This window comes from Hallella mizrahii, from assembly GCF_009695775.1.
In the GTDB taxonomy this organism is placed as follows: domain Bacteria; phylum Bacteroidota; class Bacteroidia; order Bacteroidales; family Bacteroidaceae; genus Prevotella; species Prevotella mizrahii.
In genome coordinates, this window is record NZ_VUNG01000004.1 from 130,435 (window position 1) to 156,192 (window position 25,758).

The window sequence follows — 25,758 nt, forward strand, 5'->3', positions numbered from 1 at the left end:
AAAACTGGACTATAAAAAATGAACACGACTACCCAACCTAAAGCTAAGCGAACCGTATGGGGAATAGAGCACGACAAAGTGCTCCAGGAGCGCTTTCATACGGACTACATCCATGATATAGCCTCCCATCTTTGTTGTACGACAAGCACTGTCAGCCGCCATGCCCGTCTTCTCGGGCTGAGAAAGGAAAACCCCTCGGGTCGAAATCACGATGCCAGGGCCTTTGTAGAGATGGAATACCCAAATCTGTCCTATGGGGAAATGGCAGTTCGCACAGGCCTTTGCAAGAACACAATCTATCTTATAGCCCGTGAATTAGGACTGTCCCGCACCCGTGAGCAGATGAGTGCCATAAAAAGTCGCCGTCGCAAGGAACTTATCCGAAGCGAGCGCCGCCGTGCCCTCTTCGGATTAGAACCGAGAACACGCCTCAAAGTGGGTAGCAACATCCGTAAGATACGATTACGTGGAAACCTCAAGCGTCTCGGCTATTTAATCGATGACGACGGTACTACCTTCTACTATCATGCTGGCCTGTGTCGCCGTCCCATACGGGAAGAGCATGGTAGGAAATTCGGTTTCAAATTCATGCCATTGCCGACAGCGTGCACGGAGGAAACGATTAATGATTCAGCATCTCCGGCCGTGTCGGTAAATGGACAGACCATCAACTAATCCAGACATATAATCAGACTACCAACCATGAAAACCACAGGAACGATCAAGAAAGTCCTGCCCGTTAGGACAGGCACGTCCAAGAAGGGCAGCACATGGGCCGCCCAGCAGTTTGTACTCAAGACCGACGACGGGGATATACTCCTTGAAGTCTTCGGCCAAAAGGAGATAGACGAGTATGCCATCACCGAGGGCGAGCAGCTGACGGTGAGCTACGTCCCCAAAGTCCAGGAAGTCGGAGACAAGGTGTTCGGCAAGAACAGCGTCACCGGCATCGAGCGCGACGAGTCCCAACCTTTTGCAGAGTAGCTTATGGCATTCACCAGTATAGTAATAATTGTGGTGGTGCTCTATGCTTTGGGTTATACGGGCATGATCATCCACGACCTCTTCATCAAGAAGGATCCCGCAGAGTTCATGCCCAAGCCCAAGGACGTAGAGATCGACATCTCCGACGAGGCGGGGCAGTTCAAGCCCATTACTGTCGGGAATTCCGAGCCCAAGCAGCCCGCAGTCGCTCAGAGCTCCTCTGTTCCTAAATCTGATGAAGAGATAGTCACAGCACATCCCATTGCAGATGGAGAGTCCTGTGGAAAAGCCGAAGGAGAGCAATCAGACCAACCACCTTCTCCCTCAGCAACTCCATTTGGGTCAGACGATGCTAAGTCCGAAGGTAAGACCTCAGAAGACTTTGGTCCACGTCCAACCGATGCAGAAACACAGAAGCGTATTAATGAGCTTGTTAAGCTCAGACGTGGTGAGATGTTGACCGATGAGATGAACACCTTGTCAAAGGAAAGGAAAAACATGGAATCGAAGGAAGATGGTGATGAGAAGTCTGCTTCAAAGGAAGACAGTCTATCCGCATCAGAAAACACAAAAGAGGAAGAAGCCATAAACTCCGACCCAGATGTCCGCATCATTGGTCCTGGGCATACTGTTTCCCCTGATGTGTTGGATGCCGTAGGCAAAGAGCCTTCAAAAGAGAAAACTCCATCGGGGGCAAATTCCAAAGAAGTGACTCCGCCCACTCCTGCCCCTGCAAAGAAGTCAAGACCTCCCAAGCCCCCGAAGCAACCGGAGTTCCACAGCGACGCATTCTTTGACATCCTGAAAGTTCAGATTGATGACACCAAGCAGCACACAAAGTTGCAAGGAGCCCAGACTGCCGAACAAGTCAGCAAGGAGGCCAAGCGAGTCTCCCCTGACGATGCCCAAATGGCACTCAGACAAATCACCAGTTTATGGGAAAAGAAAGAATCGGAACGCGTCCCTGATGAGGACGAACGCCAAGCAATAGAAAAATCAGAACGGTCGAACCGTGAGGCTCCGCCACAATTCAATATATGATAATTGTTTCTCATAAGAAAAAGTCTTTTGTATGAAGTTAGTGTACAGCTTTTAGCGAAAAGCACATCCGTAAGACAGCTTCCGGAAGAGGGCTGCGCCGTGAGGCAAGGGGATCAGACGGCCACGTGAGTGGCGCTCACCCATCTTCCATTTTCATGTGGTCTTTAAATTGTAACAAAGAAAAACCTTAACAAACTTATGTTACAAACCATTTCAACCAAAACCATCATGAACTTCTGCATGAGCGCATGCAAGCGAATCCCCGTGAAGCGTGTAGCCGCCTTCCTCGGAATGTTCCTTTTCTGTACCGTCATGACCTTCGCCCAGAGCAAGGGTGTCGGCGGATTCCAATCAGCCATTAGAGAGATATCAGGCTACCAGACCCAAGTCAGTAACTTGATGAAGGCCATCGGTGCAGTTATCGCAATTGTTGGCGCGTTCTCCATTTATTTCAAGATGCAGAACGGAGATCAGGACGTGAAGAAGGCTATCATGCTCACGATTGGCGGTTGTGTAGCTTTCCTTGCAATGAGCGAGGCTCTGCCTTTGTTCTTCAAGTAGTTATACACTGCTACTTACAAGGTGTCCGACCGAAGTTAAGAGTCGGCTCGGACACCTTTCAACTCGAAAATCCACCTTAAGAACTATATATAAAGTAAACAAAATTCTAAACAAAATATCAGCCTAATGGACATCAATTTCAACGGCATCCCAGTCTTCAAGGGACTCCAGAAACCATTGGAGTTCATGGGCATACGGGGCAGGTTCCTGACCTACGCCGCCGGAGCCATCGGTATCAGCTTCCTTGGTTTCCTGCTGTCGTCCATCATCTTCGGCAAGCTCGTTGGCTTCATCGTCATGGTCTGTCTTGCCGCCGTGGGAATCATCTCCATCTACGTGAAGCAGCGCAGCGGACTGCACAGCAAGAAACGTCACCGAGGCAACTTCTACTACTGTAAGATGTATGAGCATTAACCCCAAATACCATTCTATTAAGACATAAAAAAACAGATATACCTATGAGTAACAAGAACAAGCCGCTTGACGGTCTCTTCGCTCAGCTCCAGGACATCAAGGATGCCGATGGCAAGCTGATGAACACGGTTCTCTTCTCGAAGAACGGCAATCCGTCCGTCATCATCGAGATAGAGAACCCCGTGCAGCAGTATGCCACCGATGCCGTGCAGTATGTCGCCTACACCGACGTGCTGAACAACATCGTCCAGACTCTCGGCGAAGGCTACGCCCTTCAGAAACAGGACATCCTCTGCCGTCAGAGCTACCACCATGCCATCACCGATGACATGGAGTTCCTCACGCGCAGCTACTTCCGCTACTTCAACGGCCGCCCCTATACCGAGATCCGCACCTACCTCATCATCACGCAGGAGGCGGTGAAGTCCGCCTTCGTGAAGTACGACCCCAAATCCTGGCTCGACTTCCACACGAAGGTGAGCAAGGTCATGGACATCCTCAAGGAGCGCGGCGTCTGGCACCGCAAGCTCACGAAGGACGAGGTCAACGAGTATCTCCACCGCTTCATGGCCTTCCACTTCAAGGCCGGTCCGTTCTCGATGCAGAGTTTCAAGGCCGGTGACGACTACCTGAGGATGGGCGACAAGGTAGTAAAATCCTTCGACATCGTCGACGTGGACGAGATAGACCTGCCATCGCTCATCAGGCCCTACCAGTCCGTTGCCGTCAACGGCTACGTCATCGCCACCGACCTGCTGGCCTTCCTCAGTGAGATACCCGATACCGACTGCGTCATCTACAATCAGGTCATCCAAATCCCCCAGCAGCGCAAACTATTGAGAAAACTCCAGGGCAAGGCCAAGCGCCACGGCTCCATGCCCGACCCCAGCAACAAGATCGCCAAGGCCGACATCGAAGCCGTGCTGAACCTCCTTGCCCAGGACAGCAAGCTGCTCGTCTACACCAACTTCAACCTGCTGGTCAGCTGCAAGGCCGAGAAGCTGACCCCCGTGACAAGCTTCATCGAAACCAAGCTCTACGAGTGCGGTATCTTCGCCAGCAAGTCCGCCTACAACCAACTGGAGCTCTTCATGGACTCTTTCCCCGGCAATGCCTATTCGTTCAACCCCGACTACGACCTCTTCCTGACGCTCAACGACGCAGCCCTCTGCCTCTTCTTCAAGGAGCACCTCAAGCACTCCGAGAACACACCCCTCAAGACATGGTACACCGACCGTCAGGGCCTGCCCGTATGCATCGACATCACCGGCAAGGAAGGCAGCGTGAAGATGACCGACAATGCCAACTTCTTCTGCATCGGGCCCAGCGGAAGCGGCAAGTCGTTCCACATGAACACCGTCGTCCGCCAACTCTTGGAGCAGAACACCGACGTGGTGATGGTCGATACCGGTGACAGCTACGAGGGTATATGCCGCTATTTCAAAGGCACTTACATCAGCTACTCAAAGGAAAAGCCCATCTCGATGAATCCGTTCAAGATTACTGACACAGAATATGCCCAGAACTTCGGCGAGAAGAAGAACTTCCTCAAGTCGCTCATCTTCCTCATCTTCAAGGGCAGCGAGGCACCCACGAAGATCGAGGACAAGATCATCAACCAGACCATCGTCGAGTACTACGAGTCCTACTTCACCCCCTTCAGGGCTTTTACCGACGAAGAGCGCGACCAGCTCCGCAAGCGTCTGCTCTTAGAGGACAAGAAGAACGGCACGTACGAGAAACACAGTAAGGAACTGGAAGAAAAATACAGACATACCGCGTATGAAACAGACATTCCCACCTCCGAGTATTCCGGAACATCCGAAGATCCATCTGCCTTTGGCGGACCGGATAGTGAATATGATCCTCTCGATCCTGCTGCTGACATTCGTCTGGCCGGTGACGGTTCTCTACATCCTGCTCAGGAGAAGGAAGCTTACGCACGAATCCAGCGGAAAGTGAACAAGCTCCACGACCTCATCAACGACAAGGCCGCCACCGACGGCGAGAAGGTAGCCGCCAACCGCCAGCTCATGCGCCTGATGCCGCAGCTCATCGAGGGCAACTACCTCATCACCATCGAGCAGCGCATCGACCGCATGGAGAAACAAAGAAGAAAGATGCACGTCGACAACCTCAGCTTCAACAGCTACTACGAGTTTGCCATCGAGCGCATCCCCCAAATTATGAGTGAGAAGAGCATCACCTTCGACATTGACAACTTCGCCGCCATTCTGGAGCAGTTCTACAAGGGTGGCGAACTGGAGCACACGCTCAACAACGACGTTGATGCCAGCCTCTTTGACGAGAAGTTCATCGTCTTCGAGATCGACAAGATCAAGGACGACCCCGTGCTGTTCCCCATCGTCGTGCTCATCATCATGGACGTGTTCCTTCAGAAGATGCGCATCAAGAAAGGCCGCAAGGCCCTCATCATCGAGGAAGCGTGGAAAGCCATCTCCTCACCTACCATGGCAGAGTACATCAAATACCTCTACAAGACCGTGAGAAAGTTCCACGGCATTGCCGGCGTTGTGACCCAGGAGCTCAACGATGTCATCGACAGTCCCATCGTCAAGGAAGCCATCATCAACAACTCAGACGTGAAAATCCTCCTCGACCAGAGCAAGTTCAAGGACCGTTACGATGCCATCAGTGCCATCCTCGGACTGACGCAGGTGCAGAAGCAGCAGATCTTCACCGTCAACGCCCTCAACAACCACGACGGCCGCAGCTACTTTAAGGAAGTGTGGATCTGTCGTGGCCAGTACTCCGATGTCTATGGCGTGGAGGAACCGCCCGAGTGCTACTGGGCCTACACCACCGAGCGCGCCGAGAAAGAAGCCCTGAAAGTCTATGAGCACCACTACGGTGACATACAGACCGCCATCACGAAAATCGAGGAAGACCGCAAGAAACTCGGAATCAAAAAGTACCTTGACTTCGCGGTCAAAGTGAACAAACAACAGAAAATCATGCCACTATGGGACAAATCAGACTGAAAACGAGCAAGACGCTCAGAAGGCAAAAGAACAAGACAGACAGAAGATACAAGAAATGCTGTGCTCTGACAGCAGCCTTTTTACTCTTCAGTGCGAGTCATGCCTTTGCCGGATGGCGCGTCGTTGTAGATACCAAGACCATCGCGCAGGTCTCCGCCAACGCCGCCGCACAAAAAGCCATCGAGGACAAGCACAACGAGCGTCTGGACACCATCTCCGACAAGCAGAAGAAGATTCTGCAGTACACCGCTACTATGGAAGGCATCAAGGAACTCTACCACCTGACGATGACCAACGTCCGCGGCTTCGGTGAGGAGACCGCCTACTACAAGGAAATCTTCCAGCTCAGTGCCGACATCCTCACCTCTGTGCCTACGGTGACGAAGTACATCCTCACGCATCCCGTGAAGAACTATATCCTCTGCCTGAACGAGCTCTCCGATGTCGTCATCGAGACCGAGGGCCTTATCCATGACTTCATCGACGTGGTGAACAACGGCAAGATACGTCTGCCCGACAATCCCATCATCCGCCAGAAGATACCCAGCGGCGGCGGACGCTACAACATGGGACAGGGCGACGGCTACAACTTCATGGACCGCTACACCCGTCTGACTATGGCCAACAAGATCTACTCCCATCTGCTGGAGATGAAGTACCGGATGGACGTGATGGTTATGATGTGTCAGTTCGGCAGCTGGGACGAAGTGTTCTTTGCCATCGACCCCGAGAGCTGGGCCGCCGTCTATCAGGCGAGCAGTATGGTGGACGGGATCATCAGAGACTGGAACGGAATCGGCATATGAGCCCCAAGGGGCCCTCTCCTACTGCGAGAAGAGTATTCACCCTAAAGAACCGAATGAAAATGAAGTACCATACCCTTATCATCTGCATTTTGGCCGTTGCCATTCTCTACCCGTCTAAAGCCCATGCCTTCGACTACCCCAATGACCAGCCCACCATCGAGGCCCTGATCTCGCTGCACAAGCTAATCAAGAAAGAAGAGGAAAAGGCACTGGAGAAAGTGGCAGTAAGCTATGGCGAGCAGAGCCTCGTCACCAAGGGCGCGACGAAGTTCAACGACGTGCGCATGACGCTGAACTCCAAGCTCAACAACGCCTACAGCTACGTCATCCTCGGCGCGGCACTCGCCTCTACCGGCACCGACCTTTACCGTCTCATCGACCAGTATGCCACGTTCACGAAGAACACCGCAAAATACGCCTTCAAGAAACCGGCTGTGATGTGGTACTATACCGAGGCCAACTACGCCTGTTCGCGAGAGATAAAGAACATCAAGGCTCTCTACGCCACCCTTACCGCCAGCGGACTGAACCTCATGCGTGCCAGCATGGACGAGAAACTGGAGCTTGTCAACACCCTCCACAGCTATATCTCCAACATGCTCGGCATCATCGACTCCGCCAACCTCTGGTGCAGCATCGTTGCCATGGGCGGCTTCCACTACGACTACATTTGGGACATTCTCAACAGTGATGTCAAGGATGAGATCGCAAAGAAAGTCATTGACAAGTGGTACGGGGCGTAGTCAGAGAAAGATTTTAAATGATGATAGAATTACACACATGTAAAACGAGTAAAAACCGACAATACCATGAAACACAGTCATTCTTCCATAATCTTCATAATGTGTACAGCTCTCGCTTTCCTCTTTGTGGGAAGCGGGAGCGCTTATGCGCAGAAGAAAGTGCACGATTCACAAAAGGAGAAACAGTGGCGGAGCATGGAGACCGGTCCTTGGGACTTCGAGCCAGGCTGGTACTACTACTTCCTCCACAAGAACTACTCCGGTGCCGAGACCTACTGGAAGTGGTCAGGCTTCAAGTCCGGCTACCGTGTCCGCTTCAAGGAACACAAGTCCAACGTCAAGACCGTCATGCCGCGCCGCATCGCCCAGGAGGAGCTGCAGAAAGAGAAAGTCAAGAAAGCCGAGGAGGAGCGTGTCAAGGTCAAGGAGATGCACGACGAGGAAGTCGTCCGTGCCGCCGACCGCAACGTTGACCTTGTCTACTCCTCTTTCAAGGATGACTTCAATCGCATGCAGGGTGCCATCACCGAGGGCCTCTCTTACTGCCTTACCAAAAGCAAAGGGAAATTGTACCCTCAGGTTAACGAGTTCCAGCGTCAGAACGACATGATCTGCCAGTCCATCGCCTACACCCACAAGCAGGGCATTGGCAACGAGCTTGAAAACTCCAAGCGTCAGGAAGCCTATGTGGAGTACAAGAAGCAGATGGAAGAACTCGTCTCTCGCGTGGCCCACCTTGTAGGCATGGCACAGCAATATTATTAACCTTAAAAACCACAGAACATCATGACAGACATACTATTATCAAGTTCAATGTTCATCAACCAGCTGCTGACGATGGGTCTCCCTGCCATCGACGACAGTCTGATGCGCCTGTTGACGGCCATGGAGACCTTCCCCAAGTCTGCCGTCCTTGGCAGTGCCATCAGCTTTGCCAAGATGCTCGGCCTGTCGCTTGCCCTCTGCATGGGCTCCTACGAGTGCTGGATGATGATGCTCGGCCGCCGCGGCATGGACGTGATGAAACTCGCCCGTATCATCGGCCTTTCCCTGTGTATCACCTACAGCAGCTATATCTGCACGTCGCTCAAGATACCCGGCAAGGGCCTGGAGGAAGTGACCCGTCAGATGGCACAGAGCAAGAACAGAGAAGTGGCGGCACTGGAGCTAAAGGTCGCCCAGAAGCAGGACGACTACCTCAAGCGCCTCCGTCAGGTCCAGGACAGTATCGAGACCGCCAAGCAGGTGCAGGAGATCGGTGAGGACGCCCACTGGTGGGATAAGCTCATTTATAACATGGAGAACCTCGGTACCACCATCAACAACTACGCCCAGCGTGCCGCAGTTGCCGCCGAGACCAAGGTCAGCGAGTGGATCAACGACGTGATACGCTTCGTCGGCGAGCTCATCTTCCAGATGTCCTACTACGGCATGCTCGTTGCCCAGCGTATCTTCATGACCATCCTCGCCACCTTTGCCCCGATCATGTTTGCCCTTAGCATCGTACCGCCATGGAGCAACGCCTGGGCACAGTGGATGGGTAAGTACCTGTCGCTTTCCCTATGGGGCTTTGTCGTATACTTCTGCCTCTACTACATTGACTTCATCCTGATGTATAACCTCATGGAGGACATCAAGGCCTACGACACATTGTTGCGAGGTACCGTGAACTCATGGCAGCAGATCGGTGCGCTTGGCTTGCAGGGCATCGGCTCCAACTGTATGTACGCCATGGGTATGCTCGTGGGCGCCTACGTCCTCCGCTTCGTACCCGAAGTCGCCTCGTGGCTCATTCCCGGCGGTATCAGCTCGAGTGCCGGAACCGCATCCGGCAGTATGGCCCAGACCATCGTCTTCGGTGGCGCCAGCTACGCCATGGGTGCAGCAACGACCACTGTTGCCGCAGGAGCCGCCGCAGCCAACGGCACCGCCTCCATCATCGGAGCCAGTCAGCAGTCGACCAGTGACGGTGGCGGCCGCTTCAGTGAGGCAGCCCGAACCTTCATGGCACAGACCGGCCTTGGAACATCCTATGCCCGAGGTGCCGACTCCGCCCGCAGTATAAACAATGTGGGCAAGTCCGACTCCAACTATAGACCCGGAGGAGCCGAGGGAAGTTAAGAGTTAAAAGATAGGAGTTGGGAGTTGTCAAGCCATGCGAGACAGCTCCGACTCCTAACCCAACTCAAAAGCTCCTATCCACAGACTTAAAAACTCATAAACTTCTATCTCATAACTAATACCATTATGCTGATCCAATCCTTAGAACAGAAAACCAAACTTGCCCTGATGACCGTCGTCCTCACGTTGGCGGCATGTACGGTCATCTGCATCTTCACTGTCTATCAGAGTTCCAAGCTCGTCAGTGAGGAGCGCAGTCAGATATACATCCTCGACGGTGACATTCCCTTCCTTGCCGAGCGCAGTCTGCAGGAAGCCAACTTCGTGATGGAAGCCAAGGCACATATACAGCTCTTTCACCAGTACTTCTTCAACCTTCCACCCGATGACGACTACATCAAGTGGACACTTGGCAAGGCGCTCTACATGGCTGACGGTACGGCGATGAAGCAGAAACAGGCCATGGAAGAAAACGGCTTCTACTCCGACATCATATCGAGCAGTGCCGTCTGCACCATCAAATGCGACTCCATACAGTTCAACGAGCACGACAAGAAGTTCAAGTACTTCGGCACGCAGCTCATCAAGCGTCGAAGCCGTGACCTCAAACGCTCCATCATCACCGTGGGCGAGATAGAGAACGTGCCGAGGACACAGAACAATCCCCATGGACTGCTCATCACCAACTGGAGAACACTCGAAAACAAAGATTTGGATTATTAAACCGAAGATACTCACTACCTAAAAGAGAGTAGATCGGTACAATTAAATAAAAAATAATTTTATGTACCATGAAGATTTTTAAACGCACCAAAGCAAAGAAAGACGCCAAGATAGCGGAAGGCATCAAGTCACTGACCGACAAGTTCAAGCTCAAGGACAAGATAGCCAAAGCCAACCAATGGGCGGACAAGCACAAGAAAAGAGTGTCCGTTATCACGATTAGTATGCTCATGCTCTCACTGGTTGTCGGCACGTGGCTCACCCTTACCTCCACCTACAACGAATCCGACATGATGACCGGTCTTTCCGACGTGAAGCCCGCCTTCGACGGCATCCGCCGCATCCAGCGTCTGAAGTCCATGCAGGTGGACCAGACCGTAGAGCTCACCAACAAAGGCCAGCAGCTCAAGCATGATCTCGACTCCCTCGTCCGTCTGCCCGTCAAGAACCATAAGGACTCCGTGGACATCATGGTGAAGTACCGCCAGTTGGAACTCGTGGTAAAGTACCTCGACAACAAACAATAAACAAATCACAATAAAAAAGTATGATATGAACTTACAGAAACTCAAGCGTCTGAACCTCAGACAACCCAAGTACATTTTCCCTCTGGTTATCTTCCTGCCCCTGTTGGGGCTCATCTACTTCGGCATGGAGACCTTCAAGGGCAACGGCAAGACCACCGGGAACGTCGTCACCGACTCCATCAACATGAGCATCCCCGATGCACGTGGTGAGGGCATGGACAACAAGATGACGGCGATGAACAAGCACTTTGCCGAGGACGGAGCCTTTACCGCCGTCGACGGCATCGGCGACGAGTACGAACAGAAGGACACCACCGGCAGCGGCTACAACGACGAGGAGCGGCAGCGAATCGATGCCGTCAATGCCGAGCGCCTCCGCCAGCTGAAAGCCGAGGAGGACCTCCGTGAGCGCCAGCGTGCCAACATGAACCGTATCAACGGCTATGGCAGAGGCGGCTATGGCAGCAGCGGCAGGAGCCAGCAGGAGGATCTCAGCGCCTATGCCCGTGAGCTCGACCGCATTCAGAACCGCAGCATGGAACGTCAGCGGCAGTACCAGGCTGAACAGGACCGCCGTGACAAGGAAGAGGAAGCCGAGGAAAGACGGCAGCGGCAGGAGATGATCGACGCGCTCACTGGCAACACCAAGAAGAAAGGCAAGAAGGAAGAGAAGGCCGAGATTGTCGAGAAAGTCAAGGAGGACAACTCCGAGAAGTTCAACACCGTTGCCAGTACCGAGAATGTCGACGAGCCGCTCATCAAGGCAATGATAGACCGCACGACCAAGGCACATGAGGGCACCCGTCTCCGCTTCAAGCTCCTCGACGACGTGACCGTGAAGGGCATCCGACTGAAGAAGGGCTCCTACCTCTACGGCATCGTCACCGGCTTCGGACAGCAGCGTGTCAAGGCGAGCATCACCAGCATCCTTGTCGGCAACAAGTTCATCAAGGTCGACCTCAGTGTCTTCGACAACGACGGCATGGAGGGCTTCTACGTTCCCGAATCCACCTTCCGTGAGATGGTGAAGGACGCCGGCTCCAATGTCGCAGCCCAGAGTGTCCAGTTCGACGTGAACGGTACCGGCAGCCTGTCCCCGGAGATCATCGCCCTGCAGGCCTTGCAAAACATGTATCAGTCTGCCAGTTCAGCCGTGTCGAAAAATATCCGCAAGAACAAAGCCAAAATCAAGTACAACACCATTGTCTACCTTATAAATACACAGAACGAATGAAAAAGATTATCATCATGGCACTGATGGCTGTCGCCATCCTGCAAACCCATGCAGAAAACACCATTACAGGTGAAGGCCTCACCAATAGTGAGAAGAAAGAGAAAAACGACACCGTCCGCATCCGCTACATCCACCGTCTCACGGAGGACGACGCACGTATCTTCGAGCGCAATCTTCAGAAGACGGTCATCTATGTCAATGACCAGGTGACTACACACCTCATCATGCTGGAGAACATCAAGCTCGTGGACATCTCCACAGACAAGCTCGTCGGCAACCAGTGCGCCGACAACATTGTCCGCCTGAAGCCCAATTCCACGCTGATGGACAACGAACTGGCAGGAACGGTAACGGTCATTGGTGAGCGTCATATTGCCCAGTTCACCGTCTACTACACGAAAGCCCCGAAGCGTGCCCACTCCGTCTATACAGTCGGACAGGAGGACATCCGCGACTACACCAATCCAGAGGTGAGCATGACACAGGGTGATATGTCGCGTCTCTGCTGGTCCATCTTCATGAGCCGTCGCAAGTGCTTCCGTGTGCATGGCAAACAGTATGGCATCCGTGCGCAGGTGAACAACATCTACACCGTCGGCGACTACTTCTTCATTGACTTCTCTTTGGAGAACAAGAGTAATATCAAGTACGACATTGCCGAGATCCGTCTGAAACTGATGGACAAGAAAGAACTGAAAGCGACGAACTCACAGACCATCGAACTGACACCCGTCTACATGGTCAACCATGCCGACCACTTCACGAAGTCCTACCGCAATGTCATCGTGCTCAAGAAGCTTACGTTCCCCGAAGAGAAGAAGCTGCGCCTTGAAATCACCGAGGACCAGATCAGCGGCCGTGTCAGCTACCTCGACATCAACTACCGTGACATCCTCAATGCCGACTCCTTCTCGCCGGATCTGCTGATGAACCTGCATTAAACGAGTGTTCTTGTTTCTCGCTTTAGCAGATGATTCTTATCTCTCGCAAAGCCGCAAAGGTCGCCAAGCACCGCATACCGAAGGAATCTTTGCGTCTTTAGCGCCTTTGCGAGGGAAAATACGTGCTATCAGTATAATCTGTGAGAAATAAATAACCTCCAGTGAGCGATATTCTCTAATTCTCAAATTCTTGATACTCCCCTTGCTATGGAAGAAACCCGTGAACAACAGCAGATGTACAGCATGTTCCGCTCGTGCATCTATCTGATACTGATCATAGAGATCGTGATGAACCTGCCCATCACCTCCGACAACCGCATGGTCGCCTTTGTCCTTGAGCTCTTCCACCGCTTCAAGGTCTTCGACTCCGTGGCTGTCTGCAAGGTGATGGAACTCATCTGTATCACCGTTACCTGCATCGGAACGAGAGCACGCAAGAGTTTGAAATGGAACCTCAAGACAATGGTGCTCTATCCCGTCCTTGCCGGAGCATCGATGATCGTCATGTGCTTCATCTTCTATGATATGCCACTCAACGGCTCATTCGCCGGTTATTCCCTCAACCGTTGCCTCTATGTCCTTTGCTCCGTCTCCGGCACGATGCTCATCCACCAAGGTTTTGATGCTATTGCCAAATATTTGGGCATGAAGATTGGCGAGGACAAATGGAATTTTGAAAACGAGAGTTTCGAGCAGAGCCGGAACAAGGAAGAGAACGAGTACAGTGTCAATATCCCTATGGTTTACTACTATAAGAAGCGTCTCAACCACGGCTGGATCAACATCATCAACCCCTTCCGCGCCACCATCGTCTTGGGAACGCCCGGCTCCGGTAAGTCCTTCGGCATCATCGACCCGTTCATCCGGCAACACTCAGCCAAAGGTTTTGCCATGATGGTCTATGACTACAAGTTCCCGGCTTTGGCAAGGAACCTCTTCTACCAGTACTGCAAGAACCGTAAGCAGGGCAAGCTGCCCCCGAACTGCGGCTTTCGCATCGTCAACTTCACCGATGTGGAATACTCCAATCGCGTGAACCCCATCCAGCGGAAGTACATCCCCGACTTGGCGGCAGCCTCCGAGACGGCGGCCACACTGCTTGTCTCTCTGAACAAAGGCGGTGGCGATAAGAAAGGCGGAAGCGAGGCCTTCTTCCAGAACTCCGCCGAGAACTTCCTTGCTGCCATCATCTACTTCTTTGTCAACTTCCACCCCACGGGCTATAAGAACGGCAAGAAGCTGAACCGCTATGTACTGTGGAATAACCAGAAGCTCCGTCTTGTCATACGCAGTTGGAGAGACTATAAGGCTTTGGATGAGCGGGGCAATGTGGTGTTGGACTTCATCGACTGCAACAGCAACAATGTCTCCACCGACAGTGACGACATGTTTGTCGACTTGAACGGCTTCACCTATCTCAACGGCAATAAGCAGGAGATACGCATCGATCGCTGCTGGTACGAGGACGAGAACGGCAACGAGGTGGAGCCTGACACCATCACGGGCGAGTACTCCGATATGCCCCATGTGCTCAGCTTCTTAGGCCGCAGCTACAGCGAAGTCTTTGACATTCTCATGCAAGATTCAAAGATCATGTCCCTCATGGCACCGTTCCAAAGTGCCTATAAGAACAAGGCCAATGACCAGTTGGAAGGTATGGTGGGTACGCTCCGTGTCAATGCCGCCCGTCTTGTTTCCCCTGAGGCCTACTGGGTGTTCACCGGCGACGACTTCGACCTGAAGATCTCCGACAAGTCCAACCCCAGCTACCTTGTCATCGCCAACGACCCGGAGAAGGAACAGGTCATAGGCTCGCTCAACGCCCTCATCCTCAACCGTCTGGTCACCCGTATCAACAGCAAGGGCAACCTGCCCGTAAGCATCATCGTCGACGAGCTTCCCACACTCTACTTCCACAAGATAGACCGACTCATCGGTACGGCACGAAGCAACAAGGTCGCCGTCACCCTCGGCTTCCAGGAGCTCCCCCAGTTGGAGGCAGACTACGGCAAGAACGGCATGCAGAAGATCATCACCACCTGTGGCAACATCTTCATGGGTGCTGCCCGCAACAAGGAGACCTTGGAGTGGGCACAGAACGATGTCTTTGGCAAGGCCAAACAGACCTCAAAGTCCATCACCATCAACGACTCAAAGGTCAGCACCTCCATCAGCGAGAAGATGGACAACCTCGTCCCTGCCGCCAAGATTGCCGACATGGCCACCGGCTGGCTCGCCGGACAGGCTGCCCGTGACTTCACGCCAACAGAGCGCAGCTCCTTCAGCGGTATCAACCTTGAAGAAAGTCCGGAGTTCAGGACCACCAAGTATTTTTGTAAGACCAACTTCAATATGGGGAAGATCAAGCAGGAGGAAGCCGCCTATGTCGACCTTCCGAAGATCTACGCCTTCAAGGATGATCGACAGAAAGAAATCATGCTCAACCGTAACTTTGCCCGGGTGAACCGTGAGATTGATGAGATGATAAAGAGCCTGCTCAACTCACAGTAAGTTATCGCAAGTAATTAAGCATCAATAGGGATATTCTCTAAATCCGTAGGGAATATCCCATTGTTTTTTGCCAAATTATCTTTACCTTTGTACCATACATCAACAACGTATCTTATGAACAAAATCATTACGCTTATCATGTGTGTGGCGTTCTCCGCCACGGTGTCAGGACAGACTGTTAAAGTTGAAGACCGTATTAAGACACTCGAAGGAGATGTAAAGACCCTGAAGGGTCAAATTGAAACGCAGAATGGTCAGATAGCCTCAATGCTGTCTCGTCTTAACGAGCTTGCAGACCGGAATGCAGAGTACAAAAAACAGTTGGACATCCGTCAGATCCTTTCCGTAACAGTGGATAGTGTCAAGTATGGAGTTGCTTCTGCTGAGGGAAATGCCAAGACTGGCAATGTCGTCGTCACTTTGATGGCCCTTAATACAGGAGAGGATGCTTACCCAAAGATTCTTCATGGTGCATCCTTTAATGATTATGACGGTAACATCTATCAATGCCCGGAGGATTCTGTGTCAGTGGGTGGACTTAGCAACTATGAAGTTCTCCGTAAAAATATCAATACAAAGATAATTCTAAAGTTCACGAGTGTATCGGCAAACGCTCGTATTTCAAATCTCTCATTCTATGGAGGTGGCGGAACAACGCTCTTTAGCCTTCGTGACATTAAAATCGATTGGAAGTAAAAAACACAGCCGGTACCGTCAGCATGGAGGCTGATGGTAGCGGTCTTTTTGTGTCTTTACAAGAGGGAGACGGCTTTACTCAAACAGCTGACTGATTATCTTTGCAATCTTCTCCAGTCCTGCTTTGTCAATGTCATCGAATGCACTATATCCCTTGCTGTCAACGTCAATGACGGCAACAACATCATCACCCTTGAACACCGGCACTACTATCTCTGACCGAGACTTCGATGAACAGGCGATGTGCCCTGGAAACTGGAGAACATTAGGAAATACAATAGTTTGCTTCTCTTCCCAAGCCTTGCCGCATACACCACGTCCTTTCTTGATGGTATAGCAGGCTACATCTCCTTGGAACGGTCCCAATTCAAGTTTGTCTCCACTGACAATGTAAAATCCACACCAAAAGTAATGCAGAAACGAAGAATGAAGGAGTGCCGACACATTAGCCAACGCCCCGACATGATTGTCAACGTCCTTAATCAGTGCTTCTACTTCAGGGATAAGCTGTTCATAGGTTTTAGCTATTTCCATCTTGAGCACCTGTTTCTTTGAGAGTTTCTCTTCTTGTATCTTACGTTGGCAATCCTTGCAGATATGCCGACCGCGACCTATGCCACTGAACTTTTCATTTGCTCTGAACCTCCCACAAATCTTGCAGTACCATCCCTTTTTACTTGCTATCTTCACCATATAGTTCTTAGTCAGTTAGTTGTGGATACTTTTCAAGCAGCTTGTTCATCAGCATATCAAGATTGTCGCTTAAATCATGTGTGTAGTCAATAGGCACAAACACCTCATGCGTCGGCATCTTCACACCCAACATGTTCAACACCTCGTGATATATGACTGGAAAATGAATGTCTCCGAAGGCAAATGCGAACTTGCCTCCGCGAGCTGTGTAGTCGCTTATTTCTTGCTTGAATGTATTCTTGTCCATTTTGTTCCCTTTTTGTGACTACAAAAGTACAATAGAATCTTGAAACTACCGCTAACGTTGACATAAATTACGTTTATCAACAAAAAACATATTTCCTGCTACTTTTCTTTAAATGTTCCTAATCAATCAAATATAGGTAAAATGACAAAAAAAAGTCAACGAAGTAATTTTCGATTAATAAACTTTGCCTATCTCATTTATTTAAGTTACCTTTGCAGAGGCTGAATTGTTATCTCATCCTCGTTAGAGGAGGTTTGGACGGAGTCTATCAACGGCTTACTACCGACGCATTGACCAACGGATTAGTTTTACAACTATTTCTGTCGATCCTCGATACGGAAGATTGCTATTAGACTTCTACGTAGTAATATCAGCCTGACACGATAAAACGTTTGACGTTTGCTTGTGCCAAGTCCTATGTTCTGAAATTTAGAATAGGAATTCGCCGATATGGAAATTAATTCCATAAACCCGGATGAGCAACATCAACTGGTCGGCTTGTCTGCTTGCACTGGGCCTATCCCCAATGCCAACTCCAATGATTCAATCTCTTCAAATGGAGGAGATGAAACAGAGGGGTGTCCACCAACTATGCCCCAGCCGCTCGAACCAGAAAGTAAGGATAAAAAGATTCTATGGTATGTTCTGCGTGCTGCATATGGCACCGAAAAGCAAGCGTATGACTATATCACTGAAAATTCTGATCCTAAGGATGTTAAACTATTTTGGCCCAAACGGTTTGTCAGACAAACTATAAATGGTCGTGTTATAGATAAAGAAGAAATTCTAATACCCAATATACTTTTTGTCAAGGCGAGTAAGAAACTGTTGGATGAATTCGTTTTTGACAACATCCATTTGCCCTATCTTAGATATTATTATCACCAATATCATAAGGATGATGTGCTTGTGCATGAGCCCCTGTTTGTTCCAGCCAAACAAATGACGAGTTTTATGCAAATCTATGACTCAAATGTAGAAGGCAAATATATAGCAGGAGATATTATCTCAAAGTTTGCGAAGGGTCAACTTGTACGTGTTATAGATGGTCCGTTCAAAGGTGTCGTCGGTCGTGTCGCTCGGTTTAAGGGACAACAGAGAGTAGGCGTTTGCGTGGATCACTTTATGACAGCCGTTACTACTTGGATAAAAAATAAGTATCTTGAGGTGTTAGAAGAAGATGAATTGCGCAACGAGTAAAAAACAATATTTTTACAACTGTGTAGCTTCACAAATAAAGAACTCTCGATATGAGATATACATATAAAGGTAAGGACTACCCGAAGGATCTAAACATAAAACATCAGGAGGTGTTTACTACACTTTCAAAAGACCCTTTGGACATAACCCGACGTGAGTTTGACCACCTGTTCGACATTCCTACAGAAGAATTCTGTGCTGATGAAGAACAGTTAATCCTCTGGGAGCTTGGCAAGCAATGGGGCAAAAGTGCAGAGCAGTTGGAGTCAGATACGACTGTCAACCATTTCATCATAAGGAATACTCTCATAACCCTTTTGACCTCATACTCTTTTTCTTCTTTTGATGTAGTACTTGAAGTGCTGCGTCAGTCGGAAGACATAATCAGATTCAACCTTCCTGATTATAATGGATTTACGTACATATTGCCGATATTGTCGATAGTTTTTGAATATGAACCAAAACAACTTGAGCAATTCTTATTGGAAGAAGGTTTAACTGACTACTCAAAACGAATTGTAGCCGATCTGTTGGCAAGGATGGGTTGTGATACAGAGACAAAGACTGAAGCCAATAACAAGAAGGTACATGACGAGCTGTCTGGCATCTTCAGCAGAGTTCTTGATGTCTACATCTCTGATTACCCAACAGGAAATATCTGTGATAAATACGTTGTCAGCCATGTCGTTAAGGCTATTGTCAATTCAGGTCTCGAGGAGTTGTCAGAGCAACTGAAGACAGTGTATTCCAAAGACATGGTCGATAAGAAGATATGTGGTGAGTTGGACACAAATCTCTCTGTGATGAAAGATTTAGGATGTGCAGATTTGAATTACATCGAAACAGGCATTTACCCATTAATGTTCCTACCCACTTACCTCATATGGGATAATGCCGACAACCCCGATTTTGGCGAGCAGTAATTATGGGCTGCGAAAAAAAGTTGGAAAATATATAGGAGAGGACTATCCGAACGAGATAACACTCAACTACCCAGAGTCGAGAACTATTCTCAGCAAGCCGAAAAAGTGCATACCGATCCACATAACTCACAGATGAATCTTAGCATAATATATCCTGTAATCTATCAAGAAGCTAAGCGTAAGGGGAATTAAAAACTATAGTGTGAGAAATCTAGAACAAGCACAGATTGAATAATAAGATTATGAAGTTATCAGTCTACGACTCCAACGTCCTCAAAGGTATTGCAATACTCATCATGTTGTGGCATCATCTTTTTCTGAGACCAGAGATGTATGCATACAATGACATTGTTATACATGGCCATGGTATTGCGCAAGAGATAGCAATCATGTGCAAAGTATGTGTCGCAATCTTCGTGTTCGTATCCGGATATGGACTTACTGAAAAGTATGGTGATTGGGCAAATATCAAGTTGAAGGATTTCTATTGGAAGAGATTCACGAAACTGATGTTTAACTATTGGTTCGTTTGGTTGATATTCGTTCCTATTAGTGTTCTATGGCTTGGTCCCTCGTTTGCAGAATCTTATGGCTCTGACAAATTCCTTCAGGGAAGAGTGGTATTGGACTTCTTGGGAATCGTCAATTGGTTGGGACCTACTGTTTATAATTACAATGCGGCATGGTGGTTTTATGGATGTATTATAGGTTTGTATCTATTGTATCCATTATTGCTCAGAATGGCGAAACAGAATGAGTATTACTTAATAGTGTTTGCCATAGCAGTGTTTTGCCTCCCAAGTGATTTCCTTTTCTGTATAAGGATATATTTGCCTGTTTTTGTCTGTGGAATGCTCTACTCACTGCATGACAATGAGAGAACTTACCATATTGCCCCCCCCATTTCTGTATGGATAATAACATTCTTCTTTATTCTTATTGGCAGGCACAAAATACAAGGCAACGACTTTTATGTTTATGATGCTTTAATTATGATTTCTGGTGTCTATGTTTATCAACATATATCTGGATTTATCAGGACGAAGCAATGTTTGGCATTCTTTGGAAAATATAGTATGGACATGTTCCTAATCCATGGTTTCTTTTACAAATGGTGGATGCATGATATCATTTATTACACCGGGAATCCTTTCATAATATACATAACTCTAATTGCCATAAGTTTGGTTGTAGCAATTGCAATAGAGAAAGTAAAACAAATTTTAGGTTTCAATCGTATGATGAAATACCTACGTAGTTTATAATCTATGTCCACTTCATCTGAAAATAACAAGCGCATCGCCAAGAACACCCTCATGCTCTATTTCCGCATGTTGGTGATGATGGCTGTATCGTTGTATACCTCCCGTGTAGTACTTGATACTCTCGGAGTATCTGATTATGGTATATATAACGTCGTCGGCGGCTTCGTCACTATGTTCTCGCTTATCAGCGGTGCCATGACTACCGCGACGCAAAGATTCCTGTCATTTGCCATCGGTGAGGGAAAGACGAAAGAAGTCACAAGCCTTTTTTCTACCGCAGTCATCATTCATATTGGATTGGCACTTATCATCTTGGTCGCAGGAGAGACTATTGGTGTTTGGTTCGTTGCCAACAAGATGAACTTCCCTCCAGGACGATATACGGCAGCCATTTGGGTGTTTGAGTTTTCACTACTCACATTTCTTGTAAGTGTTATCAATGTCCCGTACAATGCGGCCATTATCGCCTATGAGAAGATGTCTGCTTTCGCCTACATCAGCATTATTGAAGTGGTGCTAAAGTTGGTGATTGTCTATTTGCTATTGATTACTCCTTTTGACAGGTTGATATTCTATGCCATTTTGATGGCTATCGTGCAATTGGGAGTCCAGCTGATTTATGCATCCTATACTCACAGGAAGATAAAAACGTGCCATTGCAATTGGAAACTGAACCATGAGTACTTCAAGCAGATGACATCCTTTGTCAGTTGGAATCTCATTGGCTCACTAGCAGGAGTATGCAAAGACCAGGGATTGAATGTCGTACTTAATCTTTTCTTCGGTACAGCAGTAAATGCAGCAAGAGGTGTAGCTATGCAAGTATCGACAGCAATATACAGGTTCGTAGCTAATTTCCAGATGGCAATGAATCCACAGATAGTCAAGTTATATGCAGCGGGAGAGAAAAAGGAAATGTTCAAACTTGTCTTTAGGGGAAGTCGTTTTTCATATTTGTTGCTCCTATGTCTTTCATTGCCTGTTGTCATAGAAGCCCCGTTCATATTGAACATCTGGCTAGTGAAAGTACCTGATTACACGGTAGTCTTTTTGCGCCTGATAATTTTCACTGCTTTGATTGACTCCTTGTCCAATACCCTTATCACATCCATGCATGCATCAGGAAAAGTTAGAGATTACCAGATTGTCGTCGGAGGACTTTCCCTTCTGACTTTGCCTTTTGCATATCTGTTATTAAAAATAGGATATAGTCCGACATCCGCACTTGTAGCATCGCTTATTATATCTGTTGTCTGTTTGTTTGCAAGAGCAGCTTTACTTTCAAAATCAATTGATTTTCCAGCTGTTTCATTCTTGCGTGATGTAGCACTCAAGATGTTTATATTAACAATAGGCTCCTATGTCATTCCTATGGCTTTATATTATTTCACAGAAGTTAATTGGTGGACATTCATTCTTGTATGTCTTGTCAGTTTTGTAAGCGGAGTGATATTTAGTTACTATCTTGGAATAGAAAAGCATGAACGTGATGTAATAGTGTTAAAAGTAAAAGAAAAACTTCATAGAACTAATTAGGAGGATGAATAAGCCAAATATATCAGACATCCATAATTGCTACGGATGTGGCGTATGTACTAAAGCGTGTCCGGTACATATCATCGATTTGCATCTTAATACGGAAGGATTCTACGAGCCTTTCATCGCAGAAGAAGACAGATGCATCCATTGCGGATTGTGCAGAGATGTCTGTGCCTATATCAAGGATGAGCCTGCCCAAAACAATGCTCTCGTCGTGAGCTATGCAGCTTGGAGCAATGACGAGCAGGTTCAGAAGAAATGCAGTTCTGGTGGCGCCGGTTTTGAAATTGGCAAGTACCTCTTGGGCAAAGGATATAAGGTAGTCGGTGTTCGTTACAATGCAGAGAAAGGCCGCGCAGAGCATTTCATTGCAAGTTCCTTGGAAGAATTGGTGCAGACGACAGGGAGCAAGTACATCCAGAGCTATCCTGTTGATGGCTGGAAGGACATAGACAGAAACGGAAAGTATCTTGTCACTGGCACTCCTTGTCAGATAGATTCGTTCAGGTACTATATGAAGAAGATGAGGCTGCCGGAGGAAAACTTCATCCTTCTTGATTTCTTCTGCCATGGAGTTCCTTCCATGCTTGCCTGGCAGAAATATACTAAAGATGTCGAGAAAAGATTAGGAGGAAAAATCACTTATGCTTCATGGCGTAACAAATGGGATTATGGATGGCATGATAGTTGGGCTATGGGCATTGACGGTGGGCAGCAGTGTAAGAAAGTCGATTGGCATGAAAGTTACAACTTGTTAATAAGGGGAAAAAAAACTTTCTTACAAAGCCGGCTCTCACAAGGTGACAAATTTTTCCGTCTTTTCCTTGGCGACCAATGTCTTGGACGGCAATGCTATGAGCACTGCAAATATAAATATGACCACTCCTCGGCTGATATCCGTATCTGTGACTTGTGGGGCAAAACCTATCAAGACAATGAAGATGGGGTCAGTGGTGCTGTTGCTTTTACTCAGAAAGGGGCAGAAATATTAAAAGAGATAGACTGTAATCTCATAGAGCATCCATTCTCCGTTGTCGCGGAAGGGCAGATGAAGACATGCCCGAAAATGCTGCCACTAAGAGATTCGATATTGACAAGCTTGGCTGACGAAAACAAGACGATTGACGATGCTGTCAGTGTTTTAGATACCTATCACAGGCGTCAGAGAAATATTGGAAGGCTCAAGCATCCAGTCAGAACCGTTTGTCATTTAGTAAAACGTATCTTCAAATAGACACAGAAAATGAATACCGACACTATTACGTGCCATAACGTGTATAACTATGGAGCTTCGCTTCAAGCATATGCGTTGCAGCACTATTTGGAATCGTTAGGCCATGATGTGAAGATTATAGACTTCCAACCATGGTTCCATCGGGATAGGTACAAGCCTTTTTTCATTTCTCCAGGGGGAAGGCTATATAGCATCTGCAAGGCATGTCCTCCCCTAAAATATATCCTTGTGCCTTTAAAGTATCGTAGTCGTCTAATTTCCATGGTGAAAACATGGGGACGTAAAAAAACTTTTGATGATTTTACAAAGCAATATCTTAGTTTGACATGTAGGTATAATACTTCAGAAGAGTTAAAAGCCAACCCTCCACATGCAGATGTCTATATTGCAGGAAGCGATCAAATATGGAATACTGAGAGTTATAACGGTAAGGAGCCCGGTTATTACTTAGATTTTGGAACGGCCAAGAAAATCTCATATGCTGCAAGTTTCGCAGTAAGTGAAATTCAAGAAGAATGGCGTCCTTTTGTAAAGAGTCAACTTTCTCATTTCCAACATATATCTGTCAGAGAAAAGACAGGAGTGTCAATATTAAAGAGCATGGGGTTCCAAAACGGAGTACAAGTTGTGGATCCCGTATTCCTGCTGGGTGCTGACGAGTGGAAAACATTGGCTCACAAAGCGAAAGATTACGGCTTAAAGGAAAACAATTACATCGTAGTGTATGACTTCCTTAATGATGAAAGGATAGCCGCATTTGTGAAGAAGCTTAAAGAACATACGAACATGACGGTTGTGAGCATCAATGATTTCAACATATTGCCATATGTTGATATCAACATCAACGATGCAGGCCCTCTTGAATTCGTTTCTCTGATAAGTAAGGCAGCTGCCGTGGTATGCAGCAGCTTCCATGCCTCTGCATTCAGCTTGATATTTAAGAAGCCATTCTATGTCTTCCCATTAATTGGGCAGAACAACTCGTCCCGAATGGAGGATTTATTGAATCTCATAGGCCATCACGAGCGTTTTATGCCAGACGAGATTTTGGATGATATGGATTATGATGCCATACAATTTGTCTTGGATAAAGAGATTGGAAAATCAAAAGACGTATTGCAGTCCTTTATCAAGAGTTAATTGTTGCAATGAACTTTTATGCCAATCTATTTGATTCTGCATGTTGACTTCAAATAACTTCATTAGGCTTTTAGCATCTGCAATTTTGTATAATCGTTTTTGGATTAACGAGATTCGAGTTTAAGTTTAGTGTTATTTTAAATTTCCGATATTTATAAAAAAAGTCCAGGTTCTATAGAAATGGAATTTACATATCAGCTACCTGATAAAACTGAGTTTCTTCAAGCATTATTGACGCTTATGTCAAACTCTCCGAAGATAGAAGTGAGGATGGTATACAATATAATAAAGTATGCAACGCTAGAATTCAGGGAGTCAACAGAGTTTTCTCAAAAGGTTTGGAATGCTTACAAATTATACATTACGCTTAGATTACCAATCGATATATACTCAAAACAGCAAGTGATGCTTGAAGGCTATAGTTCTGAAATTAAGAATATAGCACAAACTTTATTGCCAGCGGATTGTGGTTATTATGTATGGAGTGTTGATATTGTTCCAGCTTTTGAATCAGCGAGACAAGGCGGATTGGAGGTCCTTTCATCATCCCAGAATAATGATAAATTGGACATACTTGATAAAGACATAGTAGAAAAAGGCAAGAAGATGTCAGATGCCTATCTGGTCATGTATTGCCTTGAAAATCTCCTTCGAGATTTTATTGATAGGACATTGACCAACAACTATGGTCAGAAATATGAGGAAAAGATAACCATAGCTAATAGTGTCAAGAACAAGGTAAAATCACGTATAAATGATGAGGCAAAGAACAAATGGCTTCCTTTGCGTGGCGACTCTTATGTCTATTATCTTGACTTTAACGAACTCGGTGACATCATTTCCAATAATTGGAATGACTTCAAAGAACTATTGCCAAGCCAAGAATGGATAAAGGCGAAGGTTGGCGAATTGTACAATATTCGTTGCCTTATCGCTCATAACAGTTATCTCGACTCTACATCCATTGAAGTCCTGAATGTCGATTATAAGCAAATGATTAAGCAGATAGGGAAATAAGGTACATCAAACTTTATCAATAATAAAAATAATGTTAGTATAAAGGATTACTTATAAGAAAATTTATATTGTAAGCGTCCAAAAATGACGTATTGCTTAAAGCCTTAAAATCTGTTACTTTTGTCCTCGACTTAAATTCATACAATTTATGGAGAGAACATCAGATTTTGAACAGCTGCTCTTCCTATATAAGACG

The 25,758-nt window shown here is 47.7% G+C and carries 25 protein-coding genes; 23 read left to right on the forward strand and 2 right to left on the reverse strand.

Annotated elements, in window-relative coordinates:
* Positions 1-18 precede the first annotated feature (18 nt).
* The 16 genes from FYJ73_RS03195 (at position 19) to FYJ73_RS03270 (ending at position 16,304) form a co-directional block, all read left to right on the forward strand.
* Complete coding sequence (locus FYJ73_RS03195) at positions 19-675, forward strand: hypothetical protein (protein ID WP_154533272.1); 657 nt, start codon at positions 19-21, stop codon at positions 673-675.
* 27 nt (positions 676-702) lie between these two features.
* Positions 703-984 (forward strand): DUF3127 domain-containing protein, encoded by a 282-nt coding sequence (locus FYJ73_RS03200; RefSeq protein WP_154533273.1) that lies wholly within the window; start codon positions 703-705, stop codon positions 982-984.
* 30 nt (positions 985-1,014) lie between these two features.
* Positions 1,015-2,025 (forward strand): hypothetical protein, encoded by a 1,011-nt coding sequence (locus FYJ73_RS03205; RefSeq protein WP_154533274.1) that lies wholly within the window; start codon positions 1,015-1,017, stop codon positions 2,023-2,025.
* A gap of 198 nt (positions 2,026-2,223) precedes the next feature.
* Complete coding sequence (locus FYJ73_RS03210) at positions 2,224-2,586, forward strand: DUF4134 domain-containing protein (RefSeq protein WP_154533275.1); 363 nt, start codon at positions 2,224-2,226, stop codon at positions 2,584-2,586.
* Positions 2,587-2,712: 126 nt separating this feature from the next.
* Positions 2,713-3,000 carry a DUF4133 domain-containing protein gene (locus FYJ73_RS03215; protein ID WP_154533276.1) on the forward strand — a complete coding sequence of 96 codons (288 nt, stop codon included), beginning with the start codon at positions 2,713-2,715 and terminating at the stop codon, positions 2,998-3,000.
* Between the two features lie 44 nt (positions 3,001-3,044).
* Positions 3,045-6,002, forward strand: coding sequence for a TraG family conjugative transposon ATPase (locus tag FYJ73_RS03220; RefSeq protein WP_154533277.1), 2,958 nt, complete (start codon positions 3,045-3,047; stop codon positions 6,000-6,002).
* The gene (locus FYJ73_RS03225; RefSeq protein WP_235899199.1) at positions 5,984-6,808 is read left to right on the forward strand and encodes a hypothetical protein; all 825 of its coding nucleotides are present in this window, start codon (positions 5,984-5,986) and stop codon (positions 6,806-6,808) included. Before FYJ73_RS03220 ends, FYJ73_RS03225 begins: the two co-directional genes overlap by 19 nt.
* A gap of 59 nt (positions 6,809-6,867) precedes the next feature.
* On the forward strand, positions 6,868-7,551 hold the full coding sequence (locus FYJ73_RS03230) for a hypothetical protein (protein ID WP_154533278.1): 684 nt from the start codon (positions 6,868-6,870) through the stop codon (positions 7,549-7,551).
* A gap of 99 nt (positions 7,552-7,650) precedes the next feature.
* Positions 7,651-8,316, forward strand: a complete 666-nt coding sequence (locus FYJ73_RS03235; protein ID WP_235899200.1) for a DUF5045 domain-containing protein — start codon at positions 7,651-7,653, stop codon at positions 8,314-8,316.
* A gap of 21 nt (positions 8,317-8,337) precedes the next feature.
* A complete protein-coding gene (locus tag FYJ73_RS03240; protein ID WP_154533280.1) occupies positions 8,338-9,672 on the forward strand; it encodes a TraJ family protein in 1,335 nt (444 codons plus the stop codon).
* 126 nt (positions 9,673-9,798) lie between these two features.
* Positions 9,799-10,395 carry a conjugative transposon protein TraK gene (gene traK, locus FYJ73_RS03245; protein ID WP_154533281.1) on the forward strand — a complete coding sequence of 199 codons (597 nt, stop codon included), beginning with the start codon at positions 9,799-9,801 and terminating at the stop codon, positions 10,393-10,395.
* 68 nt (positions 10,396-10,463) lie between these two features.
* Positions 10,464-10,922 (forward strand): hypothetical protein, encoded by a 459-nt coding sequence (locus FYJ73_RS03250; protein WP_154533282.1) that lies wholly within the window; start codon positions 10,464-10,466, stop codon positions 10,920-10,922.
* Between the two features lie 25 nt (positions 10,923-10,947).
* A complete protein-coding gene (traM, locus tag FYJ73_RS03255) occupies positions 10,948-12,156 on the forward strand; it encodes a conjugative transposon protein TraM (RefSeq protein WP_154533283.1) in 1,209 nt (402 codons plus the stop codon).
* Positions 12,153-13,097 (forward strand): conjugative transposon protein TraN, encoded by a 945-nt coding sequence (gene traN / locus FYJ73_RS03260; protein WP_154533284.1) that lies wholly within the window; start codon positions 12,153-12,155, stop codon positions 13,095-13,097. The genes traM and traN overlap by 4 nt, the downstream gene beginning before the upstream one ends.
* Before the next feature lie 207 nt (positions 13,098-13,304).
* Positions 13,305-15,608 (forward strand): type IV secretory system conjugative DNA transfer family protein, encoded by a 2,304-nt coding sequence (locus FYJ73_RS03265; RefSeq protein WP_154533285.1) that lies wholly within the window; start codon positions 13,305-13,307, stop codon positions 15,606-15,608.
* Positions 15,609-15,722: 114 nt separating this feature from the next.
* Positions 15,723-16,304 carry a hypothetical protein gene (locus FYJ73_RS03270; RefSeq protein ID WP_154533286.1) on the forward strand — a complete coding sequence of 194 codons (582 nt, stop codon included), beginning with the start codon at positions 15,723-15,725 and terminating at the stop codon, positions 16,302-16,304.
* Between the two features lie 75 nt (positions 16,305-16,379).
* Here the strand turns inward: FYJ73_RS03270 and FYJ73_RS03275 are convergent, their stop codons facing one another.
* Positions 16,380-16,838, reverse strand: coding sequence for a GAF domain-containing protein (locus tag FYJ73_RS03275; protein ID WP_154533287.1), 459 nt, complete (start codon positions 16,836-16,838; stop codon positions 16,380-16,382).
* A gap of 166 nt (positions 16,839-17,004) precedes the next feature.
* Positions 17,005-17,244, reverse strand: a complete 240-nt coding sequence (locus tag FYJ73_RS03280) for a hypothetical protein (RefSeq protein WP_154533288.1) — start codon at positions 17,242-17,244, stop codon at positions 17,005-17,007.
* Between the two features lie 450 nt (positions 17,245-17,694).
* Here FYJ73_RS03280 and FYJ73_RS03285 point away from each other — a divergent pair, with 450 nt between their 5' ends.
* The 7 genes from FYJ73_RS03285 to FYJ73_RS03315 all read left to right on the forward strand — a co-directional run bounded on the left by FYJ73_RS03285 (position 17,695) and on the right by FYJ73_RS03315 (position 25,562).
* A complete protein-coding gene (locus FYJ73_RS03285; protein WP_154533289.1) occupies positions 17,695-18,444 on the forward strand; it encodes a UpxY family transcription antiterminator in 750 nt (249 codons plus the stop codon).
* Positions 18,445-18,494: 50 nt separating this feature from the next.
* A complete protein-coding gene (locus FYJ73_RS03290) occupies positions 18,495-19,367 on the forward strand; it encodes a hypothetical protein (protein ID WP_154533290.1) in 873 nt (290 codons plus the stop codon).
* Between the two features lie 242 nt (positions 19,368-19,609).
* Positions 19,610-20,632: an acyltransferase family protein gene (locus FYJ73_RS03295; protein WP_154533291.1), complete on the forward strand. Its 1,023-nt coding sequence runs from the start codon at positions 19,610-19,612 to the stop codon at positions 20,630-20,632.
* Between the two features lie 3 nt (positions 20,633-20,635).
* On the forward strand, positions 20,636-22,168 hold the full coding sequence (locus FYJ73_RS03300; RefSeq protein ID WP_154533292.1) for an MATE family efflux transporter: 1,533 nt from the start codon (positions 20,636-20,638) through the stop codon (positions 22,166-22,168).
* Positions 22,169-22,172: 4 nt separating this feature from the next.
* Positions 22,173-23,405: a Coenzyme F420 hydrogenase/dehydrogenase, beta subunit C-terminal domain gene (locus tag FYJ73_RS03305; RefSeq protein ID WP_154533293.1), complete on the forward strand. Its 1,233-nt coding sequence runs from the start codon at positions 22,173-22,175 to the stop codon at positions 23,403-23,405.
* 9 nt (positions 23,406-23,414) lie between these two features.
* A complete protein-coding gene (locus tag FYJ73_RS03310; protein WP_154533294.1) occupies positions 23,415-24,545 on the forward strand; it encodes a polysaccharide pyruvyl transferase family protein in 1,131 nt (376 codons plus the stop codon).
* A gap of 180 nt (positions 24,546-24,725) precedes the next feature.
* Entirely contained in the window at positions 24,726-25,562 is an 837-nt protein-coding gene (locus tag FYJ73_RS03315) for a Swt1 family HEPN domain-containing protein (RefSeq protein WP_154533295.1), read from the forward strand.
* Positions 25,563-25,758 lie beyond the last annotated feature (196 nt).